The sequence below is a fragment of the Kitasatospora sp. NPDC051170 genome (assembly GCF_044455705.1).
GTDB lineage: Bacteria > Actinomycetota > Actinomycetes > Streptomycetales > Streptomycetaceae > Kitasatospora.
This window is the reverse complement of record NZ_JBITFA010000004.1, coordinates 174,888-195,409: the sequence shown is the minus strand read 5'-3', so window position 1 is coordinate 195,409 and position 20,522 is coordinate 174,888. Positions and strand designations below refer to the sequence as shown.

20 protein-coding genes are annotated in these 20,522 nt (G+C 73.6%); 5 read left to right on the top strand and 15 right to left on the bottom strand.

Features of this window, described 5'->3' with window-relative positions:
* Positions 1-15: 15 nt before the first annotated feature.
* From ACIBCA_RS10960 to ACIBCA_RS10950, 3 genes are all read right to left on the bottom strand, one after another.
* Positions 16-903, bottom strand: a complete 888-nt coding sequence (locus ACIBCA_RS10960; RefSeq protein WP_396282930.1) for a redox-sensing transcriptional repressor Rex — start codon at positions 901-903, stop codon at positions 16-18.
* Between the two features lie 107 nt (positions 904-1,010).
* Positions 1,011-1,757 carry an exonuclease domain-containing protein gene (locus tag ACIBCA_RS10955; RefSeq protein WP_396282566.1) on the bottom strand — a complete coding sequence of 249 codons (747 nt, stop codon included), beginning with the start codon at positions 1,755-1,757 and terminating at the stop codon, positions 1,011-1,013.
* Between the two features lie 154 nt (positions 1,758-1,911).
* Positions 1,912-2,187, bottom strand: coding sequence for a glutaredoxin family protein (locus tag ACIBCA_RS10950; RefSeq protein ID WP_396282565.1), 276 nt, complete (start codon positions 2,185-2,187; stop codon positions 1,912-1,914).
* 37 nt (positions 2,188-2,224) lie between these two features.
* Here ACIBCA_RS10950 and ACIBCA_RS10945 point away from each other — a divergent pair, with 37 nt between their 5' ends.
* From ACIBCA_RS10945 to ACIBCA_RS10935, 3 genes are all read left to right on the top strand, one after another.
* A complete protein-coding gene (locus ACIBCA_RS10945) occupies positions 2,225-3,223 on the top strand; it encodes an HAD family hydrolase (protein ID WP_396282564.1) in 999 nt (332 codons plus the stop codon).
* A 597-nt stretch (positions 3,224-3,820) separates the two neighbouring features.
* Complete coding sequence (locus ACIBCA_RS10940; protein ID WP_396282929.1) at positions 3,821-4,594, top strand: ECF subfamily RNA polymerase sigma factor, BldN family; 774 nt, start codon at positions 3,821-3,823, stop codon at positions 4,592-4,594.
* 270 nt (positions 4,595-4,864) lie between these two features.
* On the top strand, positions 4,865-6,166 hold the full coding sequence (locus ACIBCA_RS10935; protein ID WP_396282563.1) for a DUF5667 domain-containing protein: 1,302 nt from the start codon (positions 4,865-4,867) through the stop codon (positions 6,164-6,166).
* Positions 6,167-6,241: 75 nt separating this feature from the next.
* On the opposite strand, the gene ACIBCA_RS10930 is transcribed toward ACIBCA_RS10935, so the two are convergent.
* The 7 genes from ACIBCA_RS10930 to proC all read right to left on the bottom strand — a co-directional run bounded on the left by ACIBCA_RS10930 (position 6,242) and on the right by proC (position 12,683).
* Positions 6,242-7,255, bottom strand: coding sequence for a lysophospholipid acyltransferase family protein (locus ACIBCA_RS10930; RefSeq protein WP_396282562.1), 1,014 nt, complete (start codon positions 7,253-7,255; stop codon positions 6,242-6,244).
* Between the two features lie 7 nt (positions 7,256-7,262).
* The gene (locus ACIBCA_RS10925) at positions 7,263-8,363 is read right to left on the bottom strand and encodes an NAD-dependent epimerase/dehydratase family protein (RefSeq protein ID WP_396282561.1); all 1,101 of its coding nucleotides are present in this window, start codon (positions 8,361-8,363) and stop codon (positions 7,263-7,265) included.
* Between the two features lie 148 nt (positions 8,364-8,511).
* Positions 8,512-8,610, bottom strand: a complete 99-nt coding sequence (locus ACIBCA_RS10920; protein ID WP_003948845.1) for a 30S ribosomal protein bS22 — start codon at positions 8,608-8,610, stop codon at positions 8,512-8,514.
* Between the two features lie 190 nt (positions 8,611-8,800).
* Positions 8,801-9,010 (bottom strand): helix-turn-helix domain-containing protein, encoded by a 210-nt coding sequence (locus ACIBCA_RS10915; protein WP_045699258.1) that lies wholly within the window; start codon positions 9,008-9,010, stop codon positions 8,801-8,803.
* Positions 9,011-9,236: 226 nt separating this feature from the next.
* Positions 9,237-10,433, bottom strand: coding sequence for an acetoin utilization protein AcuC (locus tag ACIBCA_RS10910; RefSeq protein ID WP_396282560.1), 1,197 nt, complete (start codon positions 10,431-10,433; stop codon positions 9,237-9,239).
* A 38-nt stretch (positions 10,434-10,471) separates the two neighbouring features.
* Positions 10,472-11,737: an MFS transporter gene (locus tag ACIBCA_RS10905; protein WP_396282559.1), complete on the bottom strand. Its 1,266-nt coding sequence runs from the start codon at positions 11,735-11,737 to the stop codon at positions 10,472-10,474.
* Between the two features lie 118 nt (positions 11,738-11,855).
* Positions 11,856-12,683 carry a pyrroline-5-carboxylate reductase gene (gene proC, locus ACIBCA_RS10900; RefSeq protein ID WP_396282558.1) on the bottom strand — a complete coding sequence of 276 codons (828 nt, stop codon included), beginning with the start codon at positions 12,681-12,683 and terminating at the stop codon, positions 11,856-11,858.
* A 187-nt stretch (positions 12,684-12,870) separates the two neighbouring features.
* Here proC and ACIBCA_RS10895 point away from each other — a divergent pair, with 187 nt between their 5' ends.
* Complete coding sequence (locus tag ACIBCA_RS10895; protein ID WP_158844506.1) at positions 12,871-13,320, top strand: hypothetical protein; 450 nt, start codon at positions 12,871-12,873, stop codon at positions 13,318-13,320.
* A 113-nt stretch (positions 13,321-13,433) separates the two neighbouring features.
* Complete coding sequence (locus ACIBCA_RS10890) at positions 13,434-14,759, top strand: hypothetical protein (RefSeq protein ID WP_396282557.1); 1,326 nt, start codon at positions 13,434-13,436, stop codon at positions 14,757-14,759.
* A 12-nt stretch (positions 14,760-14,771) separates the two neighbouring features.
* Here the strand turns inward: ACIBCA_RS10890 and ACIBCA_RS10885 are convergent, their stop codons facing one another.
* The 5 genes from ACIBCA_RS10885 to ACIBCA_RS10865 all read right to left on the bottom strand — a co-directional run bounded on the left by ACIBCA_RS10885 (position 14,772) and on the right by ACIBCA_RS10865 (position 20,499).
* Complete coding sequence (locus tag ACIBCA_RS10885) at positions 14,772-15,299, bottom strand: hypothetical protein (RefSeq protein WP_396282556.1); 528 nt, start codon at positions 15,297-15,299, stop codon at positions 14,772-14,774.
* Between the two features lie 81 nt (positions 15,300-15,380).
* Positions 15,381-17,225 carry a dihydroxy-acid dehydratase gene (ilvD, locus tag ACIBCA_RS10880; protein ID WP_396282555.1) on the bottom strand — a complete coding sequence of 615 codons (1,845 nt, stop codon included), beginning with the start codon at positions 17,223-17,225 and terminating at the stop codon, positions 15,381-15,383.
* A gap of 140 nt (positions 17,226-17,365) precedes the next feature.
* On the bottom strand, positions 17,366-18,178 hold the full coding sequence (locus tag ACIBCA_RS10875) for a class I SAM-dependent methyltransferase (RefSeq protein WP_396282554.1): 813 nt from the start codon (positions 18,176-18,178) through the stop codon (positions 17,366-17,368).
* A 33-nt stretch (positions 18,179-18,211) separates the two neighbouring features.
* Positions 18,212-19,015, bottom strand: coding sequence for a sugar phosphate isomerase/epimerase family protein (locus ACIBCA_RS10870; protein ID WP_396282928.1), 804 nt, complete (start codon positions 19,013-19,015; stop codon positions 18,212-18,214).
* A 521-nt stretch (positions 19,016-19,536) separates the two neighbouring features.
* Positions 19,537-20,499, bottom strand: a complete 963-nt coding sequence (locus tag ACIBCA_RS10865; RefSeq protein WP_396282553.1) for a Ppx/GppA family phosphatase — start codon at positions 20,497-20,499, stop codon at positions 19,537-19,539.
* Between the last annotated feature and the right edge of the window lie 23 nt (positions 20,500-20,522).

Here is a 20,522-nt window from a genome sequence, read left to right as displayed (position 1 = left end):
AGCGGCTCTCGGTGTTCATGCGGGCATCACCGCGGAGAGGTCCCCGTCGCCCTTGGCGCTCTTGCCGTTGGCCTGCTCGGCCTGGTCCTTGGCCGGCGTGTCGGCGGTGCGGCCCTTGCCGCTGCCGCCGGCCGCCCGCCTCAGTTTGGCGGCGGCCGCTCGGACCGGGCCGGGAGCGCGGTCGAGGACGGACTCGGTGCGGTCGGGCTCCTCACCGGCCTTGCGCTGCTCGTGGAAGGCGAGGATCTGCAGCTCGATGGAGAGGTCCACCTTGCGCACGTCCACGCCGTCCGGGACGGCCAGCACGGTGGGGGCGAAGTTCAGGATGCTGGTGACGCCCGCCTCGACCAGGCGGTCGCAGACCTGCTGGGCGGCGCCGGGCGGGGTGGTGATCACACCGATGGAGACGTGCTGGGACTCGACGATCGACTCCAGCTCGTCCATGTGCCGCACCGGCAGGCCGGCCGCCGTGGAACCGACCACGTTGGGGTCGGCGTCCAGCAGGGCGGCGACGCGGAAGCCGCGGGAGGCGAAGCCCCCGTAGTTGGCGAGCGCGTGGCCGAGGTTCCCGATGCCGACGATGACCACGGGCCAGTCCTGGGTCAGGCCGAGCTCGCGGGAGATCTGGTAGACGAGGTACTCGACGTCGTAGCCGACGCCCCGGGTGCCGTAGGAGCCGAGGTAGGAGAAGTCCTTGCGCAGCTTGGCCGAGTTCACGCCGGCCGCGGCGGCCAGCTCCTCGGAGGAGACCGTCGGCACCGAGCGCTCGGAGAGCGCGGTGAGGGCCCGCAGGTAGAGGGGGAGGCGCGCGACCGTCGCCTCCGGGATGCCCCGGGCACGCGAGGGTCGGCGCGCGGCGCCCTGGTCGGGCGTCTGCGAACTGCTCTGTGGTGATCGGCCGATTGCCACGGTGCTCCTGTGGGTGAAGCTGGGCTTTGGCAGCCAGGCTATGCGTTTGTGAACGTGTGCACAAAGATGGTGTCCGATTTGTCCCCGCACAGTGATGCGCATCACGCCGTCGAGCCCATAGCACCGCATCGCGTCAGGACCACGGCCGGGGCCTGGGCACCGGGCAGCCACGGGCCGTACGGCGCCTCCCTGCGCACCAGCGGGACGCCCGCGTCGGACGGGCGGGAGCGGGCCCGGCCCAGCCGGGGCCAGGGCACCACGGCGGCCTCGCGCAGCGGGCCCGCCCAGTCGTCCGGCGGGCAGGAGGGGGCGCCCAGGCAGTGCCGCAGCAGCTCGGCCGTCACCCGGGCGTCGCCCAGCGCGGTGTGCGCCGGGTACCAGCCCAGGCCCGCCGCCTCCACGCAGGCCGCCAGGCCGTAGCCGGGGGCCGGGGGCAGGTGCTCACGGGACAGGCGCATCGTGCACAGCAGGGGGACGGGCGGCAGCGGCACCCCGATCCGGGCGAACTCGCGGTCCAGGAAGCCGTGGTCGCAGGTGACGTGGTGGCCCACCAGCACCCGGCCCGCCAGCAGCTCCAGCAGGTGCGGGGCGATCTCGCGGAAGCGCGGGGCGCCCTCGACGTCGGCCTGGCGTATCCGGTGCACATGGGTGGGGCCGACCGGGCCCGACGGGTCCAGCAGGGTCGCGAACTCGCCCTCGGGGCGCAGGGCCGCGTCCAGCAGCACCACCGCGATCTCCACCACGCGGTGGCGCCACGGGCTGCGGCCGGTCGCCTCCACGTCCACCACGGCGAAGCCCCGGGCCCCGGAGGGGGCTTCGGGGGTGCCGGAGGTCGGGCGGGGAAGCATGGCGGCAGTCCTCGTGTGCTCATCAGCCCCCCACGGGCGCAAACGCGTTCGATCGTAAGCCGACCGTAGCGCCCCGAACCAAGCCGAACCGGGATGTCTTCGACAACGATTCGGCGAACCATCCCCGCCGGACGGCGGGGGCGGTGAAGCCCGGTCAGTGCGCCAGGGCGGCCCTCAGCCTCGCCTCGTCGACCCGCCAGAAGTCGTGCTGGCGCCCGTCGATCAGGGTCACCGGGATCTGCTCCCAGTAGCGGCGGAACAGCTCCTCGTCCTGGGTGACGTCCTTCTCCTCGAAGGCCGCCCCCAGCTCACCCGTCACCCGCAGCAGCACCTCGCGGGCCTCGTCGCACAGATGGCAGCCGGGCTTGGCGAGGAGGGTGACGGTACGGTTCCCGGGCTCGGGGGTCCTGCGTCGCAGCAATGGGCTCACGGGAGCATTCTCCGCCCGGCTGGCTATGCTCGATGACATGGCCGTGCTCCGAAGGCTCACCCAGGCGAGGCGCTCCCCCACCGAGCGGAGCGCCCTGGCGGGCGAGGCCGCGGCGGAGGCCGCCGAGGCGGCGCTGCGCGCAGCGCCGCAGCCCCTGCCGCAGGACGTGGCGGAGGAGGTGCCGCAGGGCGGTGAGGCGCCCGCCGCCGGCCGCAAGGCGCCCAGGGCCCCCGCCGGGAACCACACCCCCGACCCGGACGACCCGCACGCCGCCGCCTTCTTCGACTGCGACAACACCATCCTGCGCGGGGCCGCGATCTTCTACCTCGGCGTCGGCCTCTACCGCCGCGGCTTCCTCACCCGCCGCGACATCGCCCGCTTCGCCTGGCAGCAGACCCTCTTCCGGCTGCACGGCACCGAGGACCCGGACCACATCTCCGACGCCAAGCACACCGCCCTGGGCATCGTCGCCGGGAAGCCCACCGCCGACCTCGAGGCGATCTGCGAGGAGATCTTCGAGCCGGTCGTCGCCGACAAGATCTGGCCCGGCACCCGCGCCCTCGTCCAGATGCACCTGGATGCCGGGCAGCGGGTCTGGCTCGTCACCGCCGCCCCGCTGGAGGTGGCCCGGATCATCGCCCGCCGGCTCGGCATGACCGGCGCGCTCGGCACCGTCGCCGAGGCCCGCGAGGGCCTCTACACCGGCCGGCTCGTCGGCGAGATGCTGCACGGGCCCGCCAAGGCCGCCGCGGTGCGCGCCCTGGCCCGGCGCGAACAGCTCGACCTCGACCGCTGCGCCGCCTACAGCGACTCGGCCAACGACATCCCGATGCTCTCCCTCGTCGGCCACCCGTACGTCGTGAACCCGGACGGCGCGCTGCGGCGCCACGCCCGGGCCCAGGGCTGGCGGGTACGCGACTTCCGCACCGGGCGCAGGGCCGCCCGCATCGGGCTGCCGGCGGCGGCCGCGCTCGGGGTGCTCGCCGGGGCGGCGGCGGCCGCGGCGGCACTGCACCGGCGGCGCCGGCTCGGCTGAGCCGCCGTCCGAACCGCCTTCCCCCCGGGGCTTCACGGCACTCCCCCGGACGGGCGACGCGACGTCAACCGGGGCCTTTTTCCGCCCCCTCGTACGGGCGAACTCCCGCTCCCACCAGGCGTTTCACGCCCCACTGCGTGAACCTGGCCGCCGGTGACCGGTTCTGATCGTTCGCCAGTCCGGGAAAGTCAGGGGTTGCCGACCGCCAAGGCTGGGAAACCGCCCGTCGCAGCGCCGAATTGGTCACCCTGGGCGCCCGTTCGATCACGTTGAGCCGGATGAACGATGACATCTCCGGTCAGTGTCAGCCGAATATGCGCATCAAGTGGATCTCAAACGACCACTTCGGCCACACGGTGTAGCTGTCATTGCACAAAGCGTTATTCTCTCCTGGATGCGCGTCACCCCACCGCCCCGCTCGAACGGGCGGAACGGGCGCGCTCTCCGCGCAGGCGGAGGTGATCCGTCCACAGTTCTGCCTCTGGGAGTCCCGTGTACCCACCCGTCCGGAACGACGCGCCTGCACCCTCCCGCCCGTCGTCCGCGCCCCTGCGTCCCCGCACCGGTCTGCGCGGCCGACCGGCCACCGAGCGGCAGATCTCCACGGGCCTCGACCTGCTGCGCACCCTGCTGCGCAGCCAGTTCGTCGCCTCACCCCAACTCGTCCCCGCCGGAGCCGCGTTCGGCCCCCAGCCCGGGCCGGGCCTCGCCCTGCGCACCACCGCCGCAGGCTCCGCCGGCACCGGCTCGCGCAGCCGCACCGGCAGCACCGGCCTCGGACGCGGGCGCACCCGCACCGCCCCCAGCCCCGGCTACGAGACCGAGCACAACCCGATCATGGAGCTCGTCGAGCGGGCCCAGAACGGCGAGAGCGACGCCTTCGGCCGGCTCTACGACCACTACGCCGACACCGTCTACCGCTACATCTACTACCGGGTCGGCAGCCGGGCCACGGCCGAGGACCTCACCAGCGAGACGTTCCTGCGCGCGCTGCGCCGGATCGGCACCTTCACCTGGCAGGGGCGCGACTTCGGCGCCTGGCTCGTCACCATCGCCCGCAACCTGGTGGCCGACCACTTCAAGTCCAGCCGGTTCCGGCTGGAGGTCACCACCGGCGAGATGCTCGACTCCAACGAGTGCGAGCGCAGCCCCGAGGAGTCGGTGCTGGAGTCCCTCTCCAACGCCGCCCTGCTGGACGCCGTGCGCCGACTCAACCCGCAGCAGCAGGAGTGCGTCACCCTCCGCTTCCTGCAAGGGCTTTCGGTGGCCGAGACGGCGCGGATCATGGGCAAGAACGAGGGCGCCATCAAGACCCTCCAGTACCGGGCCGTACGCACCCTGGCCCGGCTCCTCCCGCCCGACGCGCGGTGAGGCGGCGGTGACCGAAGGCGCGATAACCGCGGGCCCGCCGGGCCGCACGTCACCATCCGTGTGCGGCCGACACGTCCGGGTGAACGGTCGATCCGATGATCAGCCACGCGTAACCGACCGCCCGCACCGCTCGTTGGCCAGCGTGCAAGCCACCACCGGGCATACCGTCAAGTCGAATTGCGACCTGTCACCCGATGGAGTGGCCTTGGCCCGCCCGGGCAACCGTCCGGCAGGCCGGGCAGTCGACAACGACGAAGGGAGGTGAGGCCCGTGACGGCAAACGTGCTGGAGCACCGGCGGGCGAGGGCCTTCGCCGAGGTGCTGGAGGCCCACCAGACGGAGCAGCGCCGCGCGGCCGGCGCCGAGACGGCCGACCCCGCCGCCATCGGCGCCGGATCGGCCGCGATGGCCGAACTGGTCGGCGTGGCCGACGCGCTGGGAGCCCTGCCCGGTCCGGAGCTCGACCACGAGGTCCGGACCGTCCAACGCGCCCAGCTGATGGCCGCGTTCGAGCAGGCCTTCGCCGGCGGAGGCGGCGCCACCGTGCCCCGCCAGCGCCGCCACCGCGCCGTCCGGACCGCACCACGCGGCCGCTGGAGCCGCCGGTTCGCGATCGGCGGCCTGGTCGCCGGGCTCGCCGTCGGCAGCCTCGCCGGCGCCGCGGCCGCCAGCTCCAACGCCCTCCCGGGCGACACGCTGTACGGCATGAAGCGCGGACTCGAAGGCCTCCGCCTCGACTTCGCGGACTCCGACTCCGAGCGCGGCCGGCTGCTGCTCGACAACGCCGCCACCCGCCTCGGCGAGGCCAAGAGCCTGGTCGGCCGCGGCGACCCGGCCGGCGCCCTCAGCCCGGGCACCGTCGACCAGGTCCGCCGGGCCCTGGACGACATGCACACCGACGCCCTCAAGGGCCGCGACCTGCTGCGCTCCGTCTACCGCAGCAACGGCTCGCTCGATCCGATGCGCGCCCTCGCCGGGTTCGCCAACGACGAGGACGGCCGCTGGACGGAGCTGGAGGGCAAGCTGCCCGTCCAGCTCACCCGGCAGGCCGACCAGGTGAACCGCCTCTTCGACGACATAAGCGAGGACGTCGCGCCCCTGCACCTGGCCCAGCCCGCCGCCAAGAGCGACGGCCGGCCCGGCGACGGAGCGGGCGACGGAACCGCCGGCAGGACCCCCGGCTCCTCCGCCGACACCCAGGGCGGCACCGGCACCACCCCCGGCACCGACCAGACCCAGGGCGGCACCGGCACGGGCGCCAACCGCCCCGGCGGCACCGACCGCACCCCGGCCAACCCCGGCAACGGGGCCACCGGCAGCGGCACCCAGGGCGGCGGCCTGCCCAGCGCCCTGCCCGGCGGCGGCGCCGACGCCGTCAACGGCCTGGTGGGCAACCTCACCAACGGCCTCACCGGCCCCAAGCCCTCGCCCAGCACCGACGCGGCCCCGCCGCAGGCGCCCCGGGCCAGCACCGTGCCCGGCCCGCCGGGCGCGGCCCCGCAGCAGCAGGGCGTGGACGTGCCCCCGCTCATCCCGGGGCTGCTGCCCGGGCTGCGCATCCTCGGCGGCTGATCCCGGTTCGGAACGCTCGACGGGCCCCGGTGGACACTCCACCGGGGCCCGTCGGGCGTACGGATCAGCAAGGGGTCAGAAGAACACCGAGCGGCGCTGCACCAGGAGTTGGTACAGGGTGTGCTGGATGGTCTCGCGCACCTCGTCGGCCAGGTCGAAGACCAGCATCGGGTCGTCCGCCGCCTCCGCCGGGTAGCCGTCGGTCGCGATCGGCTCGCCGAAGCGGATCGTCCACTTCGTCGGCAGCGGCACCGCCCCGAGCGGGCCCAGCCACGGGAAGGTCGGCGTGATCGGCACGTACGGCAGGCCCAGCAGCCGGGCCAGGGTCTTCACGTTGCCGATCATCGGGTACGTCTCCTCCGCCCCGACGATCGAGCAGGGCACGATCGGCACCTTCGCCCGCAGCGCCGAGGCGACGAAGCCGCCGCGCCCGAAGCGCTGCAGCTTGTAGCGCTCGGAGAAGGGCTTGCCGATGCCCTTGAAGCCCTCCGGCCAGACCCCGACCACCTCGCCGCGCTCCAGCAGCGCCTGGGCGTCCTCGTTGCAGGCCAGGGTGTGGCCGGCCTTGCGGGCCAGCTCGTTGATCCCCGGCAGCACGAACACCAGGTCGGCGGCGAGCATCCGCAGGTGCCGCCGGTGCGGGTGGTGGTCGTGGATGACGACCTGGGTCATCAGCGCGTCCAGCGGGATCGTCCCGGAGTGGTTGGCGACGATCAGCGCGCCGCCCTCCGCCGGGATGTTCTCGACGCCCTGCACCTCGATCCGGAAGTACTTCTCGGCCAGCGGGCGCAGCAGCGAGAGCAGCACCTCCTCGGTGAGCTCCCGGTCGAAGCCGAACTCGTCCACCTCGTACTCGCCGGTGAGCCGGCGGCGCAGGAAGGACAGGCCCTCGGCCGCCCGGCCCTCCCAGCCCTTGCCGAACACCCTGGTGGCGGCCGGGCCGAGCTGCCCGGACAGCGCCCCGCCCACGGCCCCGGCGATCCGGTCGGCCAGAGCCGGGGCCCCGGCGTCGGGGGTCGTCCAGCTCGGGGCGGACTCGATGGGGATGACCTTGGCCTCGCCCGGCGCGTTCTCGGCTGCGGCACTCATGGCGGGTTCAGCTCCTCGGGCGGGGGCGGGTCGGTACGGAAGGGAGGCCGCTCGTGCCCTCGCGGCCCAGCAGGGCGGTCATCCGGTCGGTGACGGCGGCCAGCCGCTCGGGCGGCAGCAGGCCCGGCCGCTGGGCCGCGGCGAAGTCCGCGAACGCCTCCGGGGTGCCGAAGACCGGCCGGTAGCCGAAGGTCTCCCGCAGCCGGGTGGTGTCCACGACCCGGCCGTGGGTGAGCAGCCGCAGCTGCTCCGGCGAGACGTCCACCAGCCGGGTCTGCCGGGCCAGCACCGCCATCCAGGAGACGGCGGGCAGCAGCAGCGGCAGCATGGGGCGGCCGAGCCGGCGGGCGCACTGGGAGAGCAGGAGCACGCCCTCCCCGGCCACGTTGAAGGTCCCGGTGTTGGCGGTGCCCGGCTCGGGCTCCCCCGCGGCCCGGCAGAGCACGGCGACGGCGTCGTCCTCGTGGACGAACTGCAGCCGGGGGTCGTAGCCGAGAACGGTCGGCAGGACGGGCAGCGCGAAGTACTCGCTGAGCGGGGTGTCGGCGCCCGGGCCGACGATGTTGGCGAAGCGCAGCACCGTCACCGCGACGTCCGGACGGCGGCGGGCGAAGCCGCGTACGTACCCCTCGACCTCGGCCGCGTCCTTGGCGAATCCTCCGCCGGGCTGGTCCTTGGGCTGCATCCGCTCGCTGAACACGGCGGGGTCGCGGGGGGCGGAGCCGTACACGCCCGTGGTCGACTTCACCACCAGCCGGCGCACCCCGGGGGCCTTCTGGCAGGCGCCGAGCAGCTGCATGGTGCCGATGACGTTGGACTCCTTCACCGCGGAGCGGTTGGTGGAGCCCAGCCCGGTGGCGCTGACGCTCAGGTGCACCACGGTGTCCACCCGGTGCTCGGCGATCACCCGGGCGACGGCCGGGCGGCGCAGGTCCAGCTGGTGGAAGCGGTACGGGGCGGCCGGGCCCTCCGGCTCCTCCGGAGGCAGGCGGGGCGGCTGCACGTCCACGCCGACCACCAGGTCGACGCCCGGACGGCGGCGGATCTCGGCGGCGAAGCGGGCACCCAGATGGCGTGCCACGCCGGTGACGAGCACGACGACACCCACGGTGCTGCACCCCATTCCCGACCCGAGAAGCCTGCGTGCACCGTACCGCGCCGCCCTGCCGGGCCGTGAAACGACATCGCCCGCCCGGGCCACGAGGGCCTGGGCGGGCGATGCAAGCGCTGGGCGCGCTAGGCGCGGCCGGGGGCGCTTACTTCTTGTTGCGACGCTGAACGCGAGTGCGCTTGAGAAGCTTGCGGTGCTTCTTCTTGGCCATACGCTTGCGACGCTTCTTGATGACAGAGCCCACGGAACAACCCTCGCTCACTGAGACTCTCGCCCGTGAGAGACGGAGTCCATACGACTGACGTGAGGGCCTAGCCTACCGTCCGGCTGCCCGGGGCCCTAACCCGCACTCCTGTTGTCCGGGAAACGCCCGGGAAATCCACGGCGAACGGGCCCGGGCCCGCGTCGGCGGACCCGGGCTCGAACGCCGCGGACTACGCGCTCTCAAGACGCACGTAGGACTCCTTGAGGTACTCGTGCACCGCCTGCTGGGGCACCCGGAAGGACCGCCCGACCCTGATGGCCGGCAGCTCTCCGCTGTGCACCAGGCGGTACACCGTCATCTTCGACACCCGCATGACCGCGGCGACCTCCGCCACGGTCAGGAAGACGACTTCCTGCAGGGGGCGCTCGACGGAACTCATGACCATCACCCGACCCTTAACCCGTGTGCAAGGCACCGGCTTCCCCTCCGGTGACTCCACCGGCACACGTGTATCCCCAGAGTAGTTATGGGTGGTACCAGTGGGAAGAGGGGAGAAGCAGTCCTCGTACGGTGAGAGATAGGACTGTTGCAGTACGTAGCCGCCCGGCGGATGTGCCCGGTCGGCGTACGCACCGCCCGGTCCGCCGACGGCCGAAACGCCGTTTTCAGGCCAGCAGTCCGTGGTGGGGGAACACCGCGCGGCGGGCCGCGAGGATGGCCTGATCGAGCCGGTCCGCCGGATCGTAACCCGCGTCGAAGTCGCGCCAGGCGGGGCGCGCGCCGTCCGTCATGCGCAGCGGGGCGGGGCGGCGGGTGCGGCGGTAGACCTCGGCGCGCCAGGTCTCGGGGGTCTCGGTGGCCGGGTCGACGGGCCGTCCGGCGGCGGTGGCGACGAGGTGGGTCCAGGTCCGCGGGACGACGTCGACCACGGCGTAGCCGCCCCCGCCGGTGGCGACCCAGCGGCCGCCGGTCAGCCGGTGGGCGAGGTCGTGCAGGTCCTCGGCGATCAGCCGCTGGGCGTCGACGGTGACGGCGAGGTGGGCGAGCGGGTCCTCCAGGTGGGTGTCCGCGCCGTGCTGGGTGACCAGCACCTGCGGGCGGAAGGCGGCGAGCAGCTCGGGCACCAGGGCGTGGAAGGCGCGCAGCCAGCCGGAGTCGCCGGTGCCGGCGGGCAGCGGGAGGTTGGCGGCCGTGCCGACGGCGTCGGGGCCGCCCGTCTCGGTGGACCAGCCGGTCTGCGGGAAGAGCGTGGCCGGGTGCTCGTGCAGGGAGATCGTGAGGACCCGGGGGTCGTTCCAGAACGCCTGCTGGACGCCGTCGCCGTGGTGGACGTCGACGTCGACGTAGGCGACGCGCTCGGCGCCGAGTTCGAGCAGCCGGGCGATGGCGAGGGCCGGGTCGTTGTAGACGCAGAAACCGGACGCCTTGCCGGGCATGGCGTGGTGCAGGCCCCCGGCGAAGTTGACGGCGTGCGGGGTCTCGCCGCGCCAGACGGCCTCGGCGGCGGCCACGGACTGGCCGGCGATCAGCGCGGAGGCCGAGTGGACGGCCGGGAAGGACCAGTTGTCGTCGGTGCCGAGCCCGTGCCGGGGGTCTGACAGCTCGGGGTGGGCGGCGGCGTGCTTGACGGCCTCGACGTACTCCCGGGTGTGCACCAGCTGAAGGGTGGAGTCCCCGGCGGGCGGGGCGGAGCGGACGGCCACCCCGGGCCCGGTGCTCAGCCCGAGGGCCTCGACGAGGCGCATGGTGAGCGCGAGCCGGGTCGGGTCCATCGGGTGGCCGGGGCCGAAGTCGTAGGCGATGACGGCCTCGTCCCAGAAGAGTTGCAGGCCGCAGGGGGTGTCACGCTCGGCTTCGGGCATGGCCTCCACCGTAGCGGGTGGGGGTGGCCGGGCGGCTGTCAGGGCGCGACGGGTGAGGGAACGGCAGGAGGAACGGGGGTGGGCGCGAAGCGCTCGGCCAGCGGCAGGACGGCGAGCACCAGCAGCATCGGGGCGAGCAGCGCCCAGCGGTACGAGCTCGCGTCGGCGATCGCGCCGACCAGCGGCGAACCGATCAGGAAGCCCACGTAGTTGAAGAGGTTGAGCCGGGCCACGGCCGCGTCCGAGTCGGCCGGGAAGAGCCGGCCGCCGGCCGCGAAGACCTGCGGGATGATCGCGCAGATGCCCAGGCCCAGCACGGTGAAGGCGGCGATGCCCGCCCAGGCGCCGGGCGCGGCGGCGGCCAGGGCGAAGCCGAGCGCGGCCAGCGCGGCGCCGACGCGCACCACCGGGACGGCGCCGAAGCGCTGCACCGCGCGGTCGCCGAGGGCGCGGCCGAACAGCATGGCGACCATGTAGCCGAGGTAGGAGAGCTTGGCGAGGTCCTCGCGGCTGCCGAGGCCGTCGGTGAGGTACTTGACGCTGTAGTTGGAGACGGAGGCGTCGGCGATGTAGGCGAAGGCCATCGCCAGGCAGAGCGGCAGCAGCGGGCGCCAGGGGATGGACCGGGCCGCGGCCTCGGCGGCCTCCCGTACGGCGTCGCCGAGTTCGGCCGGTCCGGCGAACCGGGCGCCGGTGAGGACGGCGAGCGGGGCGATCACGGCGGCGGAGGCGCCGAACAGCACCGGCAGGCCCAGCTCGTAGTGGGAGCCGAGGCCCGCGATCGCGGCGCCGAGGATGCCGCCGAGGCTGAAGGCGGCGTGGAAGCCGATCATGATCGAGCGGCCGTAGCGGTGCTGGAGGCCCACCCCGAGCATGTTCATACTGGCGTCCAGCGCGCCGACCAGCAGGCCGAACGCGCCCAGGGCCAGGGCGAGTTGCCAGAGTTCGTCGCCGAGGCCCGCGGCGGCGAGGCTCAGACAGATCGCCGGCTGGACGACCCTGAGCACGGCGCGGGCGCCGGTGCGCCTGACCACCCGCTCGGAGGTCAGCGAGCCGACGCCCGCGAGGATCGGCACGGCCGCCAGGAAGACGGGCAGCAGGCCGTCGCTCAGCCCGTAGCGGTGCTGGATCTCCGGGATGCAGGTGACCAGCAGGGCGAAGGTGACGCCCTGGAGCAGGAAGCTGACCGCGAGGGCGGCCCGGCCCGCGCGCAGCCCGGGGGTGAGCTCGGGGGTGAGCTCGGGCGTTCCGGACTGTCCGGGCTGTTCGGGCTGTCCGGACTGCGCGGGTGCTTCGACGCTCATGCGGGACCTCGCTACCGGCCGGTACGACGATGTTGGCCGAGAGCGTAGGGCGTGCGACGTCGCCACGGGAGGGGTCGTGCAGCGACTTTCTCTACGGGATCCATCGCCCGCCCGCGGCCTACTTGCCGCCGGAGGCCAGTTCCCGGGAGCGGTCCCGGGCCGCCTCCAGGGCGCCGAGCAGCGCGGCCCGCACCCCGTGGTTCTCCAGCTCGCGGATCGCCGCGATGGTGGTGCCCGCCGGGGAGGTCACCGCCTCGCGCAGCTTCACCGGGTGCTCGCCGGAGTCGCGCAGCATCACCGAGGCGCCGATCGCGGACTGCACGATCAGGTCGTGCGCCACCTGGCGGGGCAGGCCGAGCAGGATGCCCGCGTCCGTCATCGCCTCGACCAGGAAGTAGAAGTACGCCGGGCCGGAGCCGGAGAGCGCGGTCGCCGCGTCCTGCTGGGCCTCCGGCAGCCGCAGCGCCTTGCCGACCGAGGAGAAGATCTCCTCCGCCCGCACCAGGTGCTCCTCCGTGGCGTGCGAGCCGCCGGAGATCACGCTCATCCCCTCGTCCACCAGGACGGGCGTGTTGGGCATCACCCGGACCACCGGCGTACCGGCGGCGAGCCGCTCCTCGAACCAGGCGGTCGGGATGCCCGCCGCCGCCGAGATCACCAGGCGGTCGGCGCCGAGGTGCGGGGCCAGCTCCTCCAGCAGGGAGCCCATGTCCTGGGGCTTCACGGCGAGGATCAGGGTGTCGGCGAGCTTGGCCGCCTCGGCGTTGGAGACGGCCGCCACGCCGTACCGGCCGGCGAGTTCGGCGGCGCGCTCGGGGCGGCGGGCCGTCACCATCACGTCCTCCGGGGCCTTGCCGGCGCGCAGCAGGCCGGAGAGCAGGGCCTCGCCGATCTTGCCGGTGCCCAGAAAGGCGATCTTCTGTCCGCGTGCCCCACTGCTGGCCATGGTTCGGCTCCTCACCTCGGTACTGCGGCCATCCTCGCACCGGGCGGGGGCGGGCGGCGGGAGCGTCCGCTCCGTGGGCTGTGGAAGTGATGGAGGGAGGCGGTTCTGCCGGGTGGAGGCCGCCCTCAGGGGAAACTCGGGGGTTTCCCCTATGGCTCGCGGGGCCTCGTGGGAGCACCGTTGAGGTATGGCACACGACGAGATGTCCCGACGTGAGAACCGGCAACTCGCGGTCGCCTCGGCGACGGTGGGCCCGTGGCGGACTGCCGCGGGGGTCGGTGCGGTGGTGGGGGCGACCGCCCTGGGGATCGAGGCGATCACCGGGGACTGGGCGCTGAGCATGCTGGCCGGTCCGGCCGGCTGGGGCCTGTTCTTCTTCTTCCTGGTCGGCTCGGTCGGCGGTCAGCTGCGCCGCGACACCACGGACCGGCGGCTGGCCCGCTGGGCGGACGCGCACCCGTGGAAGGCGGCGCTTCCGGCGGCCGGCGGGCTGCTGGTGCTGAACACCGTGGCGCAGTGGCTGCTCAGTGACGCGGGCCTGATCTGGGCCTTCTTCGAGTCGCTGCTGCCCGCCGCCATCCTGCTGGGCGTGGTCGGCGTGGTGGGGTCGGTGAAGCAGGCCCGCAAGAAGGGGTGAAACCGGCGCGATCCGGATGAAACGGCACTGAACTCGCGCGGCTCGCGCGCGAGTTCACCACAAGGTGTGCCCCCGATCGACAAACCGTCACCCCTCGTCGGCATACTGGCGCGATGCCGATAGCCGAAGATCCGGAACCGCGTCCCGACGAGGGCCGCGAGGCGGGCGGGAAGGACCCGTTCGCAGACCTCGTCCTCGACGAGGATTTCGTCAAGGGTGCCGAAGTCAAGGAGCAGAGCGGGCGCACCCGCATGCTCTCCGCGCGATGGAAGCACACCCCGCCCGTCGACCCGGGCGGGCGCCGCTCCGTCAACGACGGGCCGACGCCGCCGAAGCGCCGCTTCGGGCGCAAGCCGAAGCCCCTGGCCTACGACGCGTGGGGCAACCTGAAGCCGGTCCGCGGCAGGTTCGAGTGGCGCACCCCGCTGTTCATCGTGCTGACCGTCGTGGTGCTGCTGGCCGCGCTGAACGTGGACGGGCTGCGCACCTGGCTCCACGGCGACTCGTCGGACACCGCTACCCCTGTGCCGACCGTCGCCCCGGAGACGGCCAAGCCCACCACCGCGCCGCCCAGGATCTCCGAGGACACGCCGACCGCCGCCCACCCGTGGGCCGGCTCCCCCGCCGAGGGCTGGCCGAACGGCGCCGAGGCGTTCGTGCTCCCCGAGGCCAAGGCGCTGGGCGTCTTCTCCGCCGACCAGGTCGCCAACCAGCTGCAGCTGGTCAAGGACTACCTGACGGCCACCAACCTGGACCCCGCGGTGATCGCCGGTGGCCGTCCCGACGCCGCGCTGGCGATGATGGACCGCGAGGAGAGCGACCAGGCGGCAGCGGCTCTGGACAACCCGTCCAAGGAGCACGACGCCACCGCCTGGTTCAGCCGCTTCGACCAGCGTGACGCGATCCCGGTCGGTGCGGTGGTCAAGGTACAGGGCCGGATCACGTACGAGAGCGACGGTGACAAGGGCGTGCTGGTCCGCACCGACTACAGCTACGTGTACGCGCTGCGCCCGGGCAAGGAGGCAGGCAAGCGGCCCAAGCCCACCCAGCCGGCTCAGCCCAAGCCGACCAAGCCCGCCGACGGCACCGCGAAGCCCGTGAGCCTGGTGGTGCCGGTGGACGACGTCGCCCCCGACACCCCGACAACCCGCACGATCGTGCGCCGGGTGGAGAACTTCCGCTTCTACGACCCGGCCCGCTACACGGTCAAGCCGAAGAAGATCGTCCACGCCCCCGGCACCACGTCGGACTCCGCCAACTCGGCCTGCGGCGTCTACGACGGCTTCTACCACCCGGGGTTCGAGCAGTTCGCCGACCAGCCGGGCACCCCGGACGCCCCGGGTTCCAGGCCCACCGGCCCGGCAACCGACCCGTACGACCGCAGCAAGGACCTCGCCCCCGACGACGGCGGCGAGTGCGGGACCGTCAGCCGGTACTGACCGCTGCGCGGATCAGCGCTTGCGCTTGCCCCGGCCCGGCGTCTTGGCGTCGGGCCGGCCGCTGCGGTCGGCCTGGCGCTTGGTGTGCTGGGCGAGGGCCTGCTCGTAGGCGGCGCGCTTGACGGACTCGCCGGGGGCCTCGACCAGGCTGCGGGCGAAGTAGGCGGCCAGGGTGCCGGCGCCGCCGATCAGCCAGACCGCGCCGAGCGACTTGTCCTCGGCCATCCAGCCGGTGAGGCGGTCCTTGCCCTCGGTGAGCACCTTCCAGGTGCGCATGACGGCCATCATCGAGCAGACCGCGATGGCCGCGGTCAGCAGCCCGTTCAGGAAGCCGCCGCTCTGGGAGAGGCTGACGCCCTCCACGCCGAAGCGCAGGACGAGGACGGCGGCGGCGGTCGCCAGCAGGGCACCCACCGAGAAGCCGACCCGGCGCAGCCAGTAGCCGCCGTCCCGGTTCAGCCAGGTGGTGCCGAAGAAGCGGATCGCCTCCGGTGCGGGGGCGCCGGGGACGGGGGCGGTGGTGGGGGGCTGCTCGCTCACGCCGTCGATTATCCCCCGGGCCGGGGTGGCGGCGGGGAGCCGTCCCGTCGGTCGGGACGGCTCCCCTCGCGCGGGGCCGGGTCAGCCGAGCTTGGACACGTCCCGGACGGCGCCCTTGTCGGCGGAGGTGGCCATCGCCGCGTAGGCGCGCAGGGCCGCGCTGACCTGGCGGTCGCGGTTCTTCGGCCGGTAGCCGTTCCCGGCCTCCAGGGCGCGGCGGCGCTCGGCGAGGACCTCGTCCGGGACCTCCAGCGAGATGGTCCGGCCGGGGATGTCGATGGCGATGGTGTCGCCGTCCTCGACGAGGGCGATGGTGCCGCCGGAGGCGGCCTCCGGGGAGGCGTGGCCGATGGACAGGCCCGAGGTGCCGCCGGAGAAGCGGCCGTCGGTGATCAGCGCGCACGCCTTGCCGAGGCCCCGGCCCTTGAGGAAGGAGGTCGGGTAGAGCATCTCCTGCATGCCGGGGCCGCCCTTGGGGCCCTCGTAGCGGATGACGACGACGTCGCCCTCCTTGATGCGCTTGGCGAGGATCGCCTCGACGGCGTCCTCCTGGGACTCGACGACGACGGCCGGGCCGCTGAACGTCCAGATCGACTCGTCGACGCCGGCGGTCTTCACGATGCAGCCGTCCTCGGCGAGGTTGCCGTACAGCACGGCGAGGCCGCCCTCGACGGAGTAGGCGTGCTCGACGCTGCGGATGCAGCCCCCGGCCGCGTCGGTGTCCAGGGTGTCCCAGCGCTCGGACTGGGAGAACGCCTCGGCGGAGCGGACGCAGCCGGGGGCGGCGTGCCACAGCTCGACGGCCTCGGCGGAGGGCGAACCGCCGCGCACGTCCCAGGTCTTGAGCCACTCGGCGAGCGAGTCGGAGTGGACGGTGTGGACGTCCTCGTTGAGCAGTCCGCCACGGTGGAGTTCGCCGAGGATGGCGGGGATGCCGCCGGCGCGGTGGACGTCCTCCATGTAGTACGAGCCGTTGGGCGCGACCTTGGACAGGCAGGGCACCTTGCGGGAGATCGCGTCGATGGCCCGCTGGTCGAAGTCCAGCTCGGCCTCCTGGGCGGCGGCGAGCAGGTGGAGGATGGTGTTGGTCGAGCCGCCCATGGCGATGTCCAGGGCCATGGCGTTCTCGAAGGCGGCGCGGGTCGCGATCGCCCGGGGCAGCATCGAGGCGTCGTCGCCGCCGTAGTAGCGGTTGGTGATCTCGACGACGGTCTGCCCGGCCTTCTCGTAGAGGGCCTTGCGCGCGGTGTGGGTGGCGAGGACGGAGCCGTTGCCGGGCAGCGAGAGGCCGATGGCCTCGGTGAGGCAGTTCATCGAGTTCGCGGTGAACATCCCGGAGCAGGAGCCGCAGGTGGGGCAGGCGTTCTCCTCGATGATCGCGATGTCCTCGTCGGAGACGTTCTCGTTGACGGCCTGGGAGATCGCGTCGACCAGGTCGAGCTTGCGCACCGTGCCGTCGACGAGGGTGGCCTTGCCGGCCTCCATCGGGCCGCCGGAGACGAAGACCGTCGGGATGTTCAGGCGCAGCGCGGCCATCAGCATGCCCGGGGTGATCTTGTCGCAGTTGGAGATGCAGATCAGGGCGTCGGCGCAGTGCGCGTTGACCATGTACTCCACGGAGTCGGCGATGAGGTCGCGCGAGGGCAGCGAGTAGAGCATGCCGCCGTGGCCCATGGCGATGCCGTCGTCGACGGCGATGGTGTTGAACTCGCGCGGGATGCCGCCCGCCTGCTTGATCGCCTCGGAGACGATCCGGCCCACCGGCTGGAGGTGGGTGTGGCCGGGGACGAACTCGGTGAAGGAGTTGGCGACCGCGATGATCGGCTTGCCGAAGTCCTCGCGGGCTACGCCGGCGGCCCGGAGGAGCGCCCGGGCGCCTGCCATGTTGCGACCGTGGGTGACCGTACGGGACTTCAGCTCGGGCACTGTGCTCCACTCCTTCGGGGCTCTCGCCGGCGCCCCGCCGGCGGGAGGGTGCGGGGGCCGTTGTGGGTATCGAGCCTACGCCCGCCGTCCGGCCGGCGGACGGTCCGTCCGCGATGCGGGCAGCCCCGGTCGAGCGCGGATCAAGCGGGGGTGACGGCGGCGGATCGAGCGGGGGTGACGGCGACGGTGAGGTCCAGGACGTACGGCTCGACGACCTGCCCGTCCGGGAACTCGGCCAGCAGCGCGGCCCTTTCGCCGGCGAGCAGCGACTCGCGGCGCCCGGGCGGCAGGGAGGCGAAGTAGGAGCGGGAGGTGAGGTTGTCGACGACCTGCTCGACGGGCACCTGTCGCTGCCAGCTCACCTTGGCGCGGTGGACCTCCAGCCCGGCGGCGGTGAAGGGGGCGGTCAGGTCGTCGATGTGGCCGTAGCCGTGGTAGCGGCCGGACAGGGCCGCGGAGAGCCGCTCGTCGCGGGCGCGGACCCAGGGGACGCTCTCGTCGAAGACGTTCCACCAGACGGCGAGGGCGCCGCCGGGCCGCAGCACCCGGACGGCCTCGGGCAGGGACTTCTCGGGGTGCGTCCAGTGGAACGCCTGGGCGTAGGTGATCAGGTCGGCGGAGTCGTCGTGGAAGGGCAGGTCGTCGCCGACGCCGCGCACCAGCGGGAACCGCGGTGAGACGGCGAGGAGTTGGGCGGCCATCCCGGCCGAGGGCTCGACGGCGACCACGTCCGCGCCGCGGGCGGCCAGCAGGCGGGCGGCGATGCCCGTACCGGCGCCGACGTCCAGGGTCCGGGCGCCTTCGAGGCTGCGGCCCCAGGCGCGTTCCAGTTCGTCGAACAGCTCCTGCGGGTAGCCGGGGCGGCCGCGGTCGTAGGCGGCGGCCACGGAGCCGAAACTCGAGGCGAGTTCGCGGAAGTTGCGGATCTCGGAGAACTTCTGATCGTTCGTCACTGCTCCCCCTCGGCGTGTCCTGCGGACCGGTCGTCAGCGTACGCCCGAGTGGGAGGCGAGGTGCAGGCGGGTGAAGGCGAGGGCCTCGGCGAGATCGGCCTCGCGTTCGGCGGGGGAGGCGGCGCGGCGGGTGTTGACCTCCAGCACCACGTGGCCGTCGAAGCCGGTGCGGGCCAGGTGCTCCAGGAGTTCGGCGCAGGGCTGCTTGCCCCGGCCGGGGATCAGGTGCTCGTCCTTGCCGGAGCCGCTGCCGTCCGCGAGGTGCACGTGGGCGAGGCGGTCGCCCATCCGCTCGACCATCGCGAAGGCGTCGATCCGGGAGGTCGCGACGTGCGAGAGGTCGATGGTGAAGTGCCGGTACTCCTCGTCGGTGACGTCCCAGCCCGGGGAGTAGGCGAGCACCTCGCGGTCGCGGTAGCGCCAGGGGTACATGTTCTCGACGGCGAAGCGGACGTCGGTCTCGCCCGCCATCCGGTTGACGCCCTCGACGAACTCGCGGGCGTACTGGCGCTGCCAGCGGAACGGCGGATGGACGACGACGGCGCTCGCGCCGAGCTTCTCGGCCGCCGCCCGGGCCCGTACCAGCTTCGTCCACGGGTCGGTGGTCCACACCCGCTGGGTGATCAGCAGGCAGGGCGCGTGGACGGCCAGGATCGGAACCCGGTGGGTGTCGGAGAGGCGGCGCAGGGCGTCGAGGTCCTGGCTGACCGGGTCGTTCCAGACCATCACCTCGACGCCGTCGTAGCCGAGCCTGGCGGCCAGCTCGAAGGCGACGACGGTGCTCGCCGGGTACACCGAGGCGGTGGACAGGGCCACCCTGGTATCGGGGATGTGCAGGGCCGGGTGCCGGGGCAGCACGAGGCGGTCGGTGGTGCGCAGCAGCGGGGGGCGGGCGGCGTCGCGCTTGGCGGCCTTGACGGAGCGGACGGACTGCACGGCGGCCTTGGCGGCTCCGGCGGCACGGGCGGTGCGGGTCTCGGCGGGCTTCTGCGGCGACTGCTCCGGCCGCTTCGACTGCTCTGGCTGCTCCGGCTGGTCTGGCTGCTTCAGCTGTGGCTGGGGCTTCTGCGGCTTCGGCGCGGGCTTCCTGCGCGCGGCCTGCTTCGGGGTGCTCTCGGCGGCGGCGCCCCTGGCCGTCCGGGCCGTCCTGGCCGTGGCCTTCTTCGCGGCGGCCTTCTTCGCGGTGCGCTGCACCGCCTCCCCGAGCCGACGGCGCGGTCCGTCCGGCCGCTGCCGCCCGTCCCCGGGGGCGCGGCCCTCCCGCGTCCCGTCGTCGTCCGCTGGTTGCACCACGGGAGACAGCGTAAACGGACCGCGCACCGGACGGGGAGCCGGTGCCCGGGGCGTCCCCGGCCCCGTCAGCCCGCCAGTGCGGGGCGGCGGCGGTCGGTGGGGCTGTCCATGGTGTCCAGGCGGCGCAGGATGATGCCCTCGCGCAGCGCCCACGGGCAGACGTCCAGCTCCTCCAGCCCGAACAGGTCCATCGCGGCGTCGGCGACGATCGCGCCCGCGAGCAGCTGCTTGGCGCGGCCCTCCGAGACGCCGGGGATCTGCGCCCGCTCGGCGACGGTCATCGCGGACAGCCGGGGCAGCCAGGCCAGCAGGCCTGCGCGGGTGAGCCGGCGGTCGGCGTACGGGCCGGCGTCGGCGGGGGCGGCGCCGGTCATCCGGGCGAGCTGCTTGAAGGTCTTCGAGGTGGCGACGGCGTGCTGGGGCGGTCCGAGCCGGGTGATCTCGCCGACGACGGTGGCGATCTCGGCGCGGACGTGGCGTCTCAGCTCGCGCAGCCCGTCCGGGTCGGCGACGTCCTCCGGCAGCCAGCGGGCGGTGAGCCGGCCGGCGCCCAGCGGCAGCGAGCAGGCGACGGCGGGCTGTTCGTCCGGGCCGCAGGCGATCTCCAGGGAGCCGCCGCCGATGTCCAGGTTGAGCAGCCGGCCCGAGGACCAGCCGAACCAGCGGCGCACGGCCAGGAACGTCAGCCGGGCCTCGTCCTGGCCGGAGAGCACCCGCAGTTCGACACCGGTCTCGGCGGTGACCCTGCGTAGCACCTCCTCGCCGTTGACGGCCTCGCGGACGGCGGAGGTGGCGAACGGCAGGACGTCGACGACTCCCTTGTCCTCGGCCACCCGGATCGAGGAGGCGACGTGGCCGACCAGCCGCTCGATGCCGGCCTCGCTTATCGCGCCGTCCTCGTCGAGCAGTTCGGCCAGGCGCAGTTCGGCCTTGTGGGAGTACGCGGGCAGGGGGGCAGCGCCCGGATGGGCGTCCACCACGAGGAAGTGGACCGTGTTGGAACCTACGTCGAGTACACCGAGTCGCATAACTCTCCACGCTACGCGATCTC

Excerpts from the sequence above, each read along its gene's own strand:
- ACIBCA_RS10955 (WP_396282566.1), bottom strand. The coding sequence starts at position 1,757 with ATGCTTCCCCGCCCGACCTCCGGCACCCCCGAAGCCCCCTCCGGGGCC.
- ACIBCA_RS10945 (WP_396282564.1), top strand. The coding sequence starts at position 2,225 with ATGGCCGTGCTCCGAAGGCTCACCCAGGCGAGGCGCTCCCCCACCGAG.
- ACIBCA_RS10930 (WP_396282562.1), bottom strand. The coding sequence starts at position 7,255 with ATGAGTGCCGCAGCCGAGAACGCGCCGGGCGAGGCCAAGGTCATCCCC.
- ACIBCA_RS10915 (WP_045699258.1), bottom strand. The coding sequence starts at position 9,010 with ATGAGTTCCGTCGAGCGCCCCCTGCAGGAAGTCGTCTTCCTGACCGTG.
- ACIBCA_RS10910 (WP_396282560.1), bottom strand. The coding sequence starts at position 10,433 with ATGCCCGAAGCCGAGCGTGACACCCCCTGCGGCCTGCAACTCTTCTGG.
- ACIBCA_RS10905 (WP_396282559.1), bottom strand. The coding sequence starts at position 11,737 with ATGAGCGTCGAAGCACCCGCGCAGTCCGGACAGCCCGAACAGCCCGGA.
- proC (WP_396282558.1), bottom strand. The coding sequence starts at position 12,683 with ATGGCCAGCAGTGGGGCACGCGGACAGAAGATCGCCTTTCTGGGCACC.
- ACIBCA_RS10895 (WP_158844506.1), top strand. The coding sequence starts at position 12,871 with ATGGCACACGACGAGATGTCCCGACGTGAGAACCGGCAACTCGCGGTC.
- ACIBCA_RS10890 (WP_396282557.1), top strand. The coding sequence starts at position 13,434 with ATGCCGATAGCCGAAGATCCGGAACCGCGTCCCGACGAGGGCCGCGAG.
- ACIBCA_RS10865 (WP_396282553.1), bottom strand. The coding sequence starts at position 20,499 with ATGCGACTCGGTGTACTCGACGTAGGTTCCAACACGGTCCACTTCCTC.